Annotated in this window: 13 protein-coding genes; 4 read left to right on the top strand and 9 right to left on the bottom strand. The window is 71.8% G+C overall.

Translation table 11 applies throughout. The annotated features are described in order from the left end of the window. Position 1 precedes the first annotated feature (1 nt). Complete coding sequence (locus ACFYZR_RS04330; RefSeq protein ID WP_391904799.1) at positions 2-931, bottom strand: MurR/RpiR family transcriptional regulator; 930 nt, start codon at positions 929-931, stop codon at positions 2-4. Positions 932-994: 63 nt separating this feature from the next. Between ACFYZR_RS04330 and ACFYZR_RS04325 the strand changes: the two genes are divergently transcribed. Then, positions 995-1,363, top strand: a complete 369-nt coding sequence (locus tag ACFYZR_RS04325) for a hypothetical protein (RefSeq protein ID WP_391904797.1) — start codon at positions 995-997, stop codon at positions 1,361-1,363. Positions 1,364-1,377: 14 nt separating this feature from the next. Further along, positions 1,378-1,635 carry a DUF4031 domain-containing protein gene (locus ACFYZR_RS04320; RefSeq protein WP_391904794.1) on the top strand — a complete coding sequence of 86 codons (258 nt, stop codon included), beginning with the start codon at positions 1,378-1,380 and terminating at the stop codon, positions 1,633-1,635. 154 nt (positions 1,636-1,789) lie between these two features. On the opposite strand, the gene ACFYZR_RS04315 is transcribed toward ACFYZR_RS04320, so the two are convergent. Next, positions 1,790-3,070, bottom strand: coding sequence for a Cmx/CmrA family chloramphenicol efflux MFS transporter (locus ACFYZR_RS04315; RefSeq protein ID WP_391905992.1), 1,281 nt, complete (start codon positions 3,068-3,070; stop codon positions 1,790-1,792). Between the two features lie 89 nt (positions 3,071-3,159). Further along, a complete protein-coding gene (locus tag ACFYZR_RS04310; protein WP_391904791.1) occupies positions 3,160-3,810 on the bottom strand; it encodes a hypothetical protein in 651 nt (216 codons plus the stop codon). An 81-nt stretch (positions 3,811-3,891) separates the two neighbouring features. Between ACFYZR_RS04310 and ACFYZR_RS04305 the strand changes: the two genes are divergently transcribed. Further along, positions 3,892-4,590 (top strand): copper homeostasis protein CutC, encoded by a 699-nt coding sequence (locus ACFYZR_RS04305; protein ID WP_391904788.1) that lies wholly within the window; start codon positions 3,892-3,894, stop codon positions 4,588-4,590. A gap of 181 nt (positions 4,591-4,771) precedes the next feature. Here ACFYZR_RS04305 and ACFYZR_RS04300 read toward each other — a convergent pair whose 3' ends face one another. The 3 genes from ACFYZR_RS04300 to ACFYZR_RS04290 all read right to left on the bottom strand — a co-directional run bounded on the left by ACFYZR_RS04300 (position 4,772) and on the right by ACFYZR_RS04290 (position 9,011). Continuing rightward, a complete protein-coding gene (locus tag ACFYZR_RS04300) occupies positions 4,772-6,856 on the bottom strand; it encodes a HelD family protein (RefSeq protein ID WP_391904785.1) in 2,085 nt (694 codons plus the stop codon). A gap of 153 nt (positions 6,857-7,009) precedes the next feature. Next, entirely contained in the window at positions 7,010-7,291 is a 282-nt protein-coding gene (locus ACFYZR_RS04295; protein ID WP_391904782.1) for a type II toxin-antitoxin system RelE/ParE family toxin, read from the bottom strand. Between the two features lie 70 nt (positions 7,292-7,361). After that, positions 7,362-9,011, bottom strand: coding sequence for a DNA repair helicase XPB (locus ACFYZR_RS04290; RefSeq protein ID WP_391904780.1), 1,650 nt, complete (start codon positions 9,009-9,011; stop codon positions 7,362-7,364). Between the two features lie 142 nt (positions 9,012-9,153). Between ACFYZR_RS04290 and ACFYZR_RS04285 the strand changes: the two genes are divergently transcribed. After that, positions 9,154-9,732, top strand: a complete 579-nt coding sequence (locus ACFYZR_RS04285; RefSeq protein ID WP_391904778.1) for a Uma2 family endonuclease — start codon at positions 9,154-9,156, stop codon at positions 9,730-9,732. Between the two features lie 121 nt (positions 9,733-9,853). Here the strand turns inward: ACFYZR_RS04285 and groL are convergent, their stop codons facing one another. The 3 genes from groL to ACFYZR_RS04270 form a co-directional block, all read right to left on the bottom strand. Beyond that, entirely contained in the window at positions 9,854-11,476 is a 1,623-nt protein-coding gene (gene groL, locus ACFYZR_RS04280; protein ID WP_358633223.1) for a chaperonin GroEL, read from the bottom strand. Between the two features lie 417 nt (positions 11,477-11,893). Then, positions 11,894-12,097 carry a cold-shock protein gene (locus ACFYZR_RS04275; RefSeq protein WP_004954158.1) on the bottom strand — a complete coding sequence of 68 codons (204 nt, stop codon included), beginning with the start codon at positions 12,095-12,097 and terminating at the stop codon, positions 11,894-11,896. Between the two features lie 484 nt (positions 12,098-12,581). After that, on the bottom strand, positions 12,582-12,857 hold the full coding sequence (locus ACFYZR_RS04270; protein WP_391904774.1) for a MoaD/ThiS family protein: 276 nt from the start codon (positions 12,855-12,857) through the stop codon (positions 12,582-12,584). Positions 12,858-12,889 lie beyond the last annotated feature (32 nt).

The raw sequence follows: 12,889 nt of genomic DNA, 5'->3' as shown, positions 1-12,889 counted from the left end.
ATCAGCGCCGGTCGCGCGGGGCGTGCCGGTGGGCCAGCGCCTCGTACGACGCGGACAGGGCGGGCGCCGCGCGTTCGTACGTACGCTGCGCGACCCCGATGAACAGGCAGTCCACCACGAGCAGCTGGCTCGTGCGGCTCGACATGGCCGCCGGGCGCAGCTCGCTCTCCCGGGCGGAGGACGTGGTGAGGATGTGATCGGCGTACTGGGCGATCTCCCCGTCGGGCCGCCCGGTGATCGCGACGGTGGCCGCCCCGCGCTCGAAGGCGACGCGCAGCGGCTCGATGACGTCGGTGGTGCGCCCGGAGTGGGTGATGGCGATCGCCACGTCCCCGGAGCGCAGCTGGACGGCGTTGGTGACGGCCAGGTGGGGGTCGGCGGGCGCGTGGGCGATCAGGCCGATGCGCAGCAGCTTCTGGACGAGGTCCTGGCCGACGAGGTTGGAGGCGCCGATCCCGTAGACGTCGACGCGCCGGGCGGCGGCGATGGCGCCGACGGCGGCCTCCAGCGCGGCGGTGTCGAGCCCGGCGGCGGTGTCCGCCAGGCACTGCGCCTCCTCCTGGGCGAGCTTGGCGACGACGCGGGCCAGTGGGTCGTCGACGGCGATGTCGGCGGTGACGGCGGGCGCCCGGCCCGCCGCCTGCTCGGCGGCGAGCGCGGCGAGCGCGAGCCGCAGATCGCGGTAGCCGGGGTAGCCGAGGACGCGGGCGGTGCGGACGACGGTGGCCTCGCTGGTGCCCGTGAGTTCCGCGAGCCCGGTGACGGTGAGGGCGGCGGAGCCGGCCGGGTCGCCCGCCACGGTCTCGGCGACGCGCTGCATGGAGCGGGTCATGGAGGGCGCGAGGGTGCGCACCTTGGCGGCCAGGGCGGCGGGCGGGGTGGGGAGCGCCGGACGGGAAGTGGTGGAAGTTTCCTTCACCTTGATGCTCACATCGTGAAAGGTATTTTCGGCCCGGTGTGCCGTCAACCCTCCGGGCCCCCGACAATGGATCGCATGGAGCTCGAACAGGCACTGCACACGGCGCGCGCGCTCGTCCTCGCCGATCTGGTGGCGGGGGACGCGGCCGACGCCGACGTCGTCTCGCTGGTCGAGGACGCGGTCGCGCACCGGCGGTGGTGGGTCGAGCAGTGGCCCGAGGGCATGGCGTTCCTGCCCGGTCTGGTGGCCCAGGACGTCCAGGACGCCCTGCTGGAGCGGCACGGCCGCTGGCCCCTGTGCCCGGTCTGCACGGACACGGGCGACCCCCACGCCCTGGAGGTGGAGCCCGAGCTCGGCCCCGACCCGCACTGGGCCTGCGCCAAGCAGGCCGTGCTGATCGCGCCCGTGGGCTCCCTGGCGACGGCCCTCGGACGCGGACGCTGACCGGTGGCCTTCCGGTGACGCTCTACATCGACCCGCCGAGCTGGCCGGGCCACGGCCGTATGTGGTCCCACCTGGTCAGCGACGTCTCCTTCGACGAACTCCACACCTTCGCCGCCCGCCTGGGCCTGCCCGGCCAGGCGTTCGACGGGGACCACTACGACGTGCTGTCGACGGCGTACGGGGAGGCCGTGCGGCTGGGCGCGGTGGAGGTGAGCAGCCGCGAGGTGGTGCGGTTGCTGAAGCGATCCGGTCTGCGCCGGCCCAAGCGGTAACCGTTCCGGGGCTCCGCCCCGGACCCCGGTCCTCAAACGCCGGACGGGCTGAAAATCAGCCCGTCCGGCGTTTGAGGACAAGGGGGTCTGGGGGCTTGCCCCCAGGAAACGGGAAGGGGAGGGTCAGGGGCCACTCTCCCCGCCGCGGCGGCGATCAGCCACGACGTACGAGCCCGGCGGTGCCGGACTCGGCGGCGGCACCCGACCCGCCGGCCACGACCCGCGAAGCCCCGTGGTGCAGCCGCGACGCAACGGCCGTCGTCCCCAGCGCCAGCACCGCGAGCAGCGCCCCCAGCCCCGCCACCGCCGGATAGCCCCATCCCGCGGAGATGACGAGCCCGCCCAGCCAAGGCCCGACCGTGTTGCCGATGTTGAACGCGGACGTCGTCGTCGCCCCCGCGAGCGTCGGCGCCGCGTTCGCGACGTTGAACATCCGCGCGTTGAGCGCCGGCGCCGTGACGAACGCCGCGACGCCGAGCAGCAGCGCCAGCACCACGGCCGCGACCGCCACGTGGGCGGTCAGCGCCAGCAGCGCCATCACGGCGGCGGACGCCGCGATCCCGCCGTACATCGTGCCGAACAGGTGCGCGTCGGCGATCCGCCCGCCGACGGCCGTGCCGATGAGCGCCCCGACGCCGAAGAGCGCGAGCACGGTCGGCACCCAGGACTCCTTCAGCCCGGCGGTCTCCGTGAGCAGCGGGGCGAGGTAGGAGAAGAGGGAGAAGACGGCGGCGGCGTTGAGCGCGGTGGCGGCCAGCGCGAGCCAGACCTGCCGGTCACGGTAGATGGCCAGCTCATGCCGCAGCCGCGGCGCCTCCGTACCACCCGCACCACCCGACCCGCCCGCCCGCGCGGTCGCCGGCACGAGCGCCAGGACCCCCGCGAGGCCGAGGACCGACATCCCGGCCACCGCCCAGAACGCGGCGCGCCAGCCCGCGTGCTGCCCCAGCAGCGCGCCCGCGGGGACGCCGACGATGTTGGCGATGGACAGGCCGCCCACCATGACCGCCATGGCCCGGGCCCGGGCGTCCGCCGGGACCAGCGACACGGCCACCGCCGCGCCGACCGCCCAGAACCCGGCGCAGGCCAGCGCGCTCACCACCCGGGACACGAACAGCACCCCGTACGAGGGCGAGAGCGCCCCCGCCACCTGGCCGAGGCCGAAGACGGCGAGCAGCGCCACCAGCGTCGTGCGGCGGGGCAGCCGCAGCGTGGCCGCCGCGAGCACGGGTGCGCCGACGACCATGCCGATGGCGAACGCGGACACCAGCAGCCCGGCGCGCGGGATGGAGACGTCCATGTCACGGGCAATGGGCTGGAGCAGCCCGGAGAGCATGAACTCGGATGTTCCTAGGGCGAATACGGACAGGCCGAGGACGTACACGGCGGCGGGCATGGACGTACGGGGACGCTGGGGAGCGGAGTTCGGGGGCATACCCATGGCCAGCATGATCGCCACCGGAGGTATTCCCTCCAGTCACACCAGCCCCTTACAGCTCACCCCTTACACCTCCCCCTTACGTCTCAACCGGTGAGCAGTTCCAGCTCGGCGGTGAGGTTGCGGCGCGCCAGCAGCTCCCAGCGGTCGTGGCCCAGCGGGGTGCGGAACAGCCGGGGCAGCCCCAGCAGCTGGCGCAGCACGGCGGCGCGGCCCTCGCGGAAGAGGTCGTCGGGCACGAAGCCGTACTCCTCGCGGACGGCCGCCGCGTAGCGCGCGTACTCCCGGGGGGTGCCGCCGAGGACGGCGAGGTCGGCGTCGCAGAGCGTCTCGCCGTCGCGGTCGCCGGGGGCGGGGTCGTGGCTGACGGTGAGCCGTACGAGGCGGGCGACCTCGGCGGTGCGGGCGACGTCCACGCCCAGCTCGGGCAGGGCGCGCTCGGCGAGGTGGGCGGAGCGCTCCTCGTTCTCGGAGCGGTCGGGGCGGTAGACGGCGTCGTGGAACCAGGCGGCGAGCCGGACGGTGTCGATGTCGTCGGCGTGGGGGGCGAGCGCGTCGAGGTGGCCGAGGACCGCGTCGAGGTGGCCGACCGTGTGGTAGCGGCGCTGCGGCTCCTCCCAGCGCGCCAGGAGGTCGTCGGCGTACGGGCCGGGGTCCGGGTCGGCGGTGGCGCGCACCCGCTCGACGGTCTCCCGCCAGCGGGCGCGCAGGGCCTCGTGGGGGTTCGTGGCTGCCATGAGTCGATTATGTGCCCCGTAAGAGGGGCGAAAACGGGGACGGCTACATACGCGGGCCGCGCGTGTGGCACGCTTGGCTACATGTCTAGACCAATTCTTGAGGTGATCGCGCTCGGCGCCGGGGACGCGACGGCCGCACAGGCCGGAGGTGCGGACCGGCTCGAACTGGTCAGCGACATGGCCGCCGACGGCCTCACCCCCGCCCGGGAGACCTTCGCCGCCGTACGGGCCGCCGTCGACATTCCCGTACGGGTGATGCTGCGCGCCGCGGACGGCTTCGCGGCGGGCGGCGCGGCGGCGCTGGACGCCCTGTGCGGCACGGCGCGGGCGCTGCGGGCGGAGGGGGCGGAGGAGTTCGTCCTCGGCTTCCTGACCGACGACGGCCGGGCCGACCTCCCGGCGGTGGCGGCCCTCGCCGACGCGCTCGGGCCCCGGGCCCGCTGGACCTTCCACCGCGCGATCGACCGCGCGGCGGACCGCGACGCGCTGCGCAAGCAGCTCGCCGACCAGCCCGGTCTCGACACCTACCTCACCGCCGGCTCCGCCTCCGGCGTCGACGACGGCCTCGCCACGCTCCTCACGGAGGCGACGCGCTCCGACGAGCCCGGCTACGAGCCGCAGATCATGGTCGGCGGGGGGCTGAAGCTCAAGCACGTGCCGGTGCTGCGGTCGGCGGGCATCACCGCCTTCCACATCGGCGGTGCGGCGCGCCCTTCCGGCTGGGAATCGCCGGTCTCGGCGGACGCGGTCGCCGCGTGGCGGACGGCGCTGGACGGTTAGCACCGTTTCCGGGGCTCCGCCCCGGACCCCGGTCCTCAAACGCCGGACGGGCTGATTTCAGCCCGTCCGGCGTTTGAGGACACCGCGCGCCGGTGGGACCGGGCCCCCGCCGCGACGGCGCCCAGCCCCCACCGGGGCACCCGGCGGTGCCGAACAACCGCACCCGGCACACCCGGCAAGCTCAGCGCAGCGCCCCCGGCAAGGGCTCCGCGTGCACCACCGTCAGCCCCGACACCGCCCGCGTCAGCGCCACGTACAGCCGCCGCAGCCCCGTCCGCTCGTCGGGCTCGCCCGCCACCACCGCCGCCGGCTCGTCGAGCACCACGTAGTCGTACTCCAGGCCCTTCGCCAGGGACGCCGGGACGAGCGTCAGCCGTGCCGTCTCCGTCGTCTCCTCGCCCGGGGCGAGATACGGCAGCCCCGCACCGGCCAGCGCCTCCCCCAGCACCTCCACCCGCGCGTCCGCCGCGATCAGGCCGACGGACCCCTCCCGCTCCAGCGCCTCGCGGCACGCGGCGACCACCGCCTCGTCCAGCACGTCGGCGGCGCCCACACCCCGTACCGAGAAGTCGCCCGGCGACTCCCGCATGGACGTCGCCGCCGCCAGCCCCGGCGCGATCGCGGGCAGCAGCCGCGACGCGTACGCGATGACCTCGCGCGGCACGCGGAAGCCCTGTGTCAGCTCCTCCACCGCCGCCTCCGGCTTGCCCAGGTGGGTCAGCGCCTCCGCCCAGCTCGACGTCGCCCACGGCGTCGTGCCCTGCGCGAGGTCGCCGAGGATCGTCGCCGAACCGGTCGTACAGCGGCGGCCGACCGCGCGGTACTGCATGGGCGAGAGGTCCTGCGCCTCGTCCAGGACCACATGGCCCAGCGACGCGGTGCGCGAGACGAGGTCCATCGCCTCGTCGACCAGCACCGCGTCCGCCGCCGACCACTTCGCCGACCGTACCGACCGGGCTGGCCTCGTCCAGAGGATCTCCCGCCGTTCGTCCTCCGTCAGCAGCCCGGCCGAGTGTTCCGCCAGGAACTCCGCGTCGGACAGCAGCCGCAGGACCAGCTTCGCCGGGTCGACGGCCGGCCACACGGCCTTGACCGCCGCCTTCACGGCCGCGTTGCGCGCGACCGCGTCCTGCACCCGGTCGTCGGGGGCCTCGCCGGCCTCCTCCATCCGTACGAGCACGGCGTGCGCGATGCGCTGCGGCAGCGCCTCGCGCGCGGCGCCGTAGCGGATGTCGCGGTCGAGCAGCTCCCGCACCATCTCCTCGATCTCGTACGCCGGGACCCGCCAGCGCCGCGAGCCGCGCACCACGACCACCGGCTCGACCGGCATCGTCACCCCGGCCCGGACCGCCCTCCGCAGCACCTCCGCCATGCGCGCGTCGCCCTTGATACGGGCGGCGTCCGCCGTGTCCGTGCCCCGCACCTCCACATGCCCGACGAGGTCGTCGACGGTCGCCTGAGCGACGTTCAACTCGCCCAGGGCGGGCAGCACTTGCTCGATGTAGCGGAGGAAGGACCGGTTAGGCCCGATGACGAGCGTGCCGGTGCGGGCGAGGCGCTCGCGGTGGGCGTAGAGCAGATAGGCGACACGGTGCAGCCCGACGGCCGTCTTCCCCGTGCCCGGCGCCCCCTGGACGCACACCGTGCCGCCGATGCCGGCACGGACGATCTCGTCCTGCTCGGGCTGGATGGTCGCGACGATGTCCCGCATGGGGCCGACGCGCGGGCGTTCGATCTCGGTCTGGAGCAGCCGGCTCGCCTGCTCGCCGCCCGCCGCGTCCGTGAGGTCCTCGTCCTCGTAGGCGGTCAACTCACCGCCCGTGTAACCGAACCGGCGGCGCGTCCCGACGTCCATCGGGTCCTTCTTCGAGGCCCGGTAGAACGGCTGGGAGACCGGCGCACGCCAGTCGATCACCATCGGGTCGCCGTCGGCGTCGTGGACGTGCCGCCGCCCGATGTAGAACCGCTCGCCCTCCGCGCCTTCGGACATCTCCGCCCCCGGCGCGTGGAGATAGTCCAGCCGGCCGAAGAAGAGCGGGGTGTGCGCGAGATCGGCGAGGGCGGCGATGCGGTCCTCGATCTGCCGTTGGAGGACGGCGGCGTTGACCCAGTTGGCGGTGACGTCCTTGATGTCGAGCGCCTCCGCATCGGCCCGCATCGCCCGCAATGCGGTGCGGGACGAGGCGAGATGGGCACGCTCGCGCTCCAGGGGATCGTTCGCGATCGAGGTCGCTTGCGGCGCGGGCACGGTGGAGCCTCCAGGCATACGGCGATGTGAGCGATGAGCCGCCCGGTTACCGACCGGACGGCGGCGCTCCCGTAAACGAGCGGGAGGCGGCAGGGAAGGGGGAGTTTAGCCAGTGGCGAAGGGGCGTGCGAATGGTTTTCCGCACGCCGCGAGCACCCCGCCCGCGCGGGTTCAGTCCTCGGTCAAGAGGATGTCCGCGTCATCGAAGATCCGCAGCACCACGAGCAGCAGACGCCCGCGCGACACCATGTATTCGGCGACGATCTGCGACGTGAGCCGGATTTCCCTGTCCTGTTCACCGGCCCCGATGGGCCGCGACAGCTCGGTATAGGGGTCGCGCGCCAGGATCTCGATCGCCTTCTCGAACGAAGCCCTGCGCACAGGGTCCAGCCGATCGCGGTCACGCGCCGCAGGCTCTGTGTACAGCACCTCGTAGATGTCCTGGTGAGACATGTCGCTCTCTCCTTGCCATGGCGCGATTCCCTCGCCAGCGTACCGAGTGGGCTCCCTCGCGGGGAGCGGATCAGGCGTCCTCCCCCGCCAGCAGCGAGTCCGCGTCCACGATCCGGTACGCGTACCCCTGCTCCGCCAGGAACCGCTGGCGGTGCGCCGCGAAGTCCTGGTCGACCGTGTCACGGGCGACCACCGAGTAGAAGCGCGCCTCGTGCCCGTCGGCCTTGGGGCGCAGCACCCGGCCCAGCCGCTGGGCCTCCTCCTGCCGGGAGCCGAAGGTGCCCGACACCTGGATGGCGACCGTCGCCTCCGGCAGGTCGATCGAGAAGTTGGCGACCTTGGAGACGACCAGCACCGAGAGCTCGCCCGCCCGGAAGGCGTCGAAGAGCTTCTCGCGCTGGGCGTTGGACGTCTCACCCTTGATCACGGGCGCGTCCAGGTGCTCGCCCAGCTCGTCCAGCTGGTCGATGTACTGGCCGATGACGAGCGTCTGCTCCCCCTTGTGCTTGCGCACCAGGGCCTCCGTGACCTTCCGCTTGGTGGCGGTCGTCGCGCAGTACCGGTACTTCTCCTCCACCTCGGCCGTCGCGTACGCCAGCCGCTCGGAGTCGGTGAGGTTGACGCGCACCTCGACACAGTCGGCGGGAGCGATGTAGCCCTGCGCCTCGATCTCCTTCCAGGGCGCGTCGAAGCGCTTCGGCCCGATGAGGGAGAAGACGTCCGACTCGCGCCCGTCCTCGCGCACCAGCGTCGCGGTCAGCCCGAGCCGGCGCCGGGCCTGGAGGTCGGCGGTGAACTTGAAGACGGGCGCCGGCAGCAGATGCACCTCGTCGTAGACGACCAGGCCCCAGTCGCGGGAGTCGAAGAGCTCCAGATGCGGATAGACACCCTTCCGCCTGGTCGTCAGCACCTGGTAGGTGGCGATGGTGACCGGGCGGATCTCCTTCCTCGTACCGCTGTACTCGCCGATCTCGTCCTCGGTCAGCGAGGTCCGCTTGACCAGCTCGTGCTTCCACTGGCGGGCGGAGACGGTGTTGGTGACCAGGATCAGCGTCGTCGCCTTCGCCATGGCCATCGCGCCCGCGCCCACGAGCGTCTTGCCGGCGCCACAGGGCAGCACGACCACACCCGAGCCGCCGTGCCAGAACCCCTCCACGGCCTGCCGCTGGTACGGGCGCAGCGCCCAGCCGTCCTCGGCGAGCTCGATGGGGTGCGCCTCGCCGTCCACGTACCCGGCGAGGTCCTCGGCGGGCCAGCCCAGCTTGAGCAGCGTCTGCTTGATCTGACCGCGCTCGGAGGGGTGCACGGCGACGGTGTCCGGATCGATCCGGGCCCCCACCAGCGGCTTGATCTTCTTCGAGCGGAGGATCTCCTCCAGCACGGGCCGGTCGGTGCTCTCCAGCACCAGGCCGTGCGTGGGGTGCTTGAGCAGCTTCAGCCGCCCGTAGCGGGCCATGGTCTCGGCGATGTCGACGAGCAGGGCGTGCGGCACGGGGTAGCGGGAGTACGTGACGAGCGCGTCGACGACCTGCTCGGCGTCGTGCCCGGCGGCCCGCGCGTTCCACAGCCCCAGCGGGGTCACCCGGTAGGTGTGGATGTGCTCGGGCGCCCGCTCCAGCTCCGCGAAGGCGGCGATGGCACGCCGGCACTCGTCGGCACGCTCGTGGTCCACCTCCAGCAGCAGGGTCTTGTCGCTCTGGACGATCAGGGGTCCGCTCACGCCTCGGCCTTCCATTTCGCGCACGGGGTCAAGCTTCCAGTGTCGCGCACTCCGGCGGTCGGGTGGGACCGCGAGGACCGGGCCGGTGTCAGTGGCGGATGCCACACTGAGGGCGACGGCTTTCCGATAAGGAGGTGGCGTGATGAGCGTTGCACACGATCCCCACTACGGGCCCTGGACGATAGAGGAGGTCCTGGCTCTGGGGGAGGACCGTGGTGAGCGTCGCGAATTGATGGGGGAAGCACTCTTGATGTCACCGGCTCCGGGAACCAAGCACCAGCGGGCTTCTTCCCGCCTGTGGCACCTGCTGGAAGCCGCCGCCGAGGCGGCGGAGGCCCCGGTCGAGGTGCTGGAGGCGGTCAATGTGGTGCTGCCCGACGGGCTCTTCATCCCGGACATCGCGGTGGTCGATGCCGCCGCTGCCGCCGAGGACCCCGTGACCTACGACGCCGAGACCGTGCTGCTCGTGGTGGAGATCGTCTCGCCGTCGTCGTCGGGCCGCCGCACCGACCGCCTGCTCAAGCCGCCGTACTACGCGGAGGCCGGTATCGAGCACCTGTGGCGGCTGGAGCTGGAGCCCGTGCCGGCGCTGATCGTCTCGGAACTGGAGAACGGCCGCTATGTGGAGCGGACCGTGGCCCAGGCCGGGCGTACGACGCTGGTCGAGAAGCCGTTCCCGGTCAAGCTCGACCCGGGGGCCCTGGTGCGCCAGAGCCGCTGACGGCGCCCTGGGCGGGGGCGTCCGGGGTGCCGCCCCGTAGAACGCCACCGGGGCGGCACCCCCCGTGAGGAGGGTGCCGCCCCGGTGAACCGCAGGACGGTCGATCAACCTGTCAGGTCGATCAGAAGTCCATGTCACCGCCCGGCATGCCGCCCGGAGCGGCCGCGGCGGCCTTCTCCGGCTTGTCGGCGATGACGGCCTCGGTGGTCAGGAACAGCGCGGCGATGGACGCGGCGTTCTGGAGGGCGGAGCGGGTGACCTTCGCCGGGTCGATGATGCCCTCGGCGATCATGTCGACGTACTCGCCCGTGGCGGCGTTGAGGCCGTGGCCCGGGGTCAGGTTGCGCACCTTCTCCACGATGACGCCACCCTCGAGGCCGGCGTTCACGGAGATCTGCTTCAGCGGGGCCTCCAGGGCCAGCTTCACAGCGGCGGCACCGGTGGCCTCGTCGCCCTCGAGCTCGAGCTTCTCGAAGACCGAGGAAGCCTGGAGCAGGGCCACGCCACCACCGGCGACGATGCCCTCCTCGACGGCGGCCTTGGCGTTGCGGACGGCGTCCTCGATGCGGTGCTTGCGCTCCTTGAGCTCCACCTCGGTGGCGGCGCCGGCCTTGATGACGGCCACGCCGCCGGCCAGCTTCGCCAGGCGCTCCTGGAGCTTCTCGCGGTCGTAGTCCGAGTCGCTGTTCTCGATCTCGGCGCGGATCTGGTTGACGCGGCCCTGGACCTGGTCGCTGTCACCGGCACCGTCGACGATGGTCGTCTCGTCCTTGGTGATGACGACCTTGCGGGCGCGGCCGAGCAGGTCGAGACCGGCGTTCTCCAGCTTGAGGCCGACCTCCTCGGAGATGACCGTGCCACCGGTGAGGATGGCGATGTCGCCCAGCATGGCCTTGCGGCGGTCGCCGAAGCCCGGGGCCTTGACGGCGACGGACTTGAAGGTGCCGCGGATCTTGTTGACGACCAGGGTCGACAGGGCCTCGCCCTCGACGTCCTCGGCGATGATCAGCAGCGGCTTGCCGGACTGCATGACCTTCTCGAGGAGCGGCAGCAGGTCCTTGACCGAGCTGACCTTCGAGTTGACGATCAGGATGTACGGGTCCTCCAGCGAGGCCTCCATACGCTCCATGTCGGTGGCGAAGTACGCCGAGATGTAGCCCTTGTCGAAGCGCATACCCTCGGTGAGCTCCAGCTCCAGACCGAAGGTCTGGGACTCCTCGACGGTGATGACGCCTTCCTTGCCGACCTTGTCCATGGCCTCGGCGATGAGCTCGCCGATCTGGGTGTCGGCGGCGGAGATGGAGGCGGTGGAGGCGATCTGCTCCTTGGTCTCCACGTCCTTGGCCTGCTCGAGCAGGGCGGCGGAGACGGCCTCGACGGCCTTCTCGATACCGCGCTTCAGGGCCATCGGGTTGGCACCGGCGGCCACGTTGCGCAGACCCTCGCGGACCAGCGCCTGGGCGAGGACGGTCGCGGTCGTCGTGCCGTCACCGGCGACGTCGTCCGTCTTCTTCGCGACCTCCTTGACCAGCTCGGCGCCGATCTTCTCGTACGGGTCCTCGAGCTCGATCTCCTTGGCGATGGACACACCATCGTTGGTGATCGTGGGGGCGCCCCACTTCTTCTCGAGGACGACGTTCCGGCCCTTGGGGCCGAGGGTGACCTTGACGGCGTCGGCGAGCTGGTTCATCCCGCGCTCGAGACCGCGCCGTGCCTCCTCGTCGAACGCGATGATCTTGGCCATGTGAAGTGGTCCTCCCAGGACGGGGTGGAGAGACTGCTCCGGACCGCGCTGGCGCCCGCGACGGACGGCCTGCGTGCCCTGCGGTTCCTTGCCCCGCTTGGCTCGCCGACCTCACCGACGGTCCAAATCTGTCACTCTCACTCGGAGAGTGCTAAGCCCAATGATTAGCACTCGACCCACCCGAGTGCAAGCGGTCCACGGTGTATCCCACCCCAGGCGGCAAAGGGCGCCCCCTCGGAGACAACAGGGGGCGCAAGCGCCTCACACCAACCTGCCCCGCGCCGGGGGAACCCACACATGGGCGTGGCACGGACGCGCGAGAACACACGGGAACGCACGAGAACACACGAGGGGCCCGCGTCATGGAGACGCGGGCCCCTCGGCGAGCTGAGTGAGCCGGTGGTCGATGCGCGCCGGTCAGGCGGTCACCTTGACCATGTCCGCCTGCGGCCCCTTCTGGCCCTGCGAGATCTCGAACTCGACCCGCTGCCCCTCCTCGAGGGTGCGGTAGCCGTCCATCTGGATCGCGCTGTAGTGGACGAAAACATCCGCACCACCGTCGACCGCGATGAAGCCGTACCCCTTCTCCGCGTTGAACCACTTGACGGTGCCCTGAGCCATGCCTAACTCCCCTATTACTGGCCCTTGCGCAGGACCGCACCTCGCGGACCCGGGTCAGACCTCACCCCCAGACAGGATGGGGGTGTGCGCCGGAACGCGTCGACCGCCGCTGAATGTATCTGCACGGATGCCGTCTGCAACAGGTCAGTCGGACGAGAATTCCGGGCGTGGCCGATCGGTCATTACTGCCGATTTCGCCAGCTTCTCGGGCAAGCCGGGCCGGGCATAACGCAACCAACCCGGCAATTCGTGCACATGTTGTGGGCACAACTTGACGGGTTCTCATATGCGTTCGGCAGTGACACCGGAGGGGGAACGCCCCAACTGTATCGCGCTTCAACAGACGGAATCACCCCGTCCGTTTTACGGGCGGGGTGATTCCGGTGAATTCCGCAGGAACGCTTTGAAAGGGTCGGGCCAAGGGTCCGGCAGCCGGGAGCCGACACGGCCCCGGCCCAGGGCGCCCGGGCCCGGGCGCCCTCGGTCAGCCGCCGGCGACCGCCGGAATGATCGATACTCCCGCGCCGTCCGGCGTGGCCGCCGCCAGGCCGCCCTCGAACCGTACGTCGTCGTCATTGACGTACACATTGACGAAACGGCGCAGCTTTCCGTCCTCGTCGAGAACGCGCGCGGCGATTCCGGGGTGGTTCTTCTCCAGGGAGGCGATCACTTCGGCGAGAGTGGCCCCCTCGGCGGGGACTTCCGCCTTACCGGCGGTGTAGGTGCGAAGGATGGTGGGGATTCGGACGTTGACGCTCATGGGGTCACCTTTTGGTTTAAGAGGCCGGTGAA

Origin of the sequence: Streptomyces sp. NPDC001678, from assembly GCF_042892945.1 — a bacterium.
GTDB lineage: Bacteria > Actinomycetota > Actinomycetes > Streptomycetales > Streptomycetaceae > Streptomyces.
Note: the sequence above shows the minus strand (reverse complement) of the source record. Positions and strands in the feature narration are given on the sequence as shown.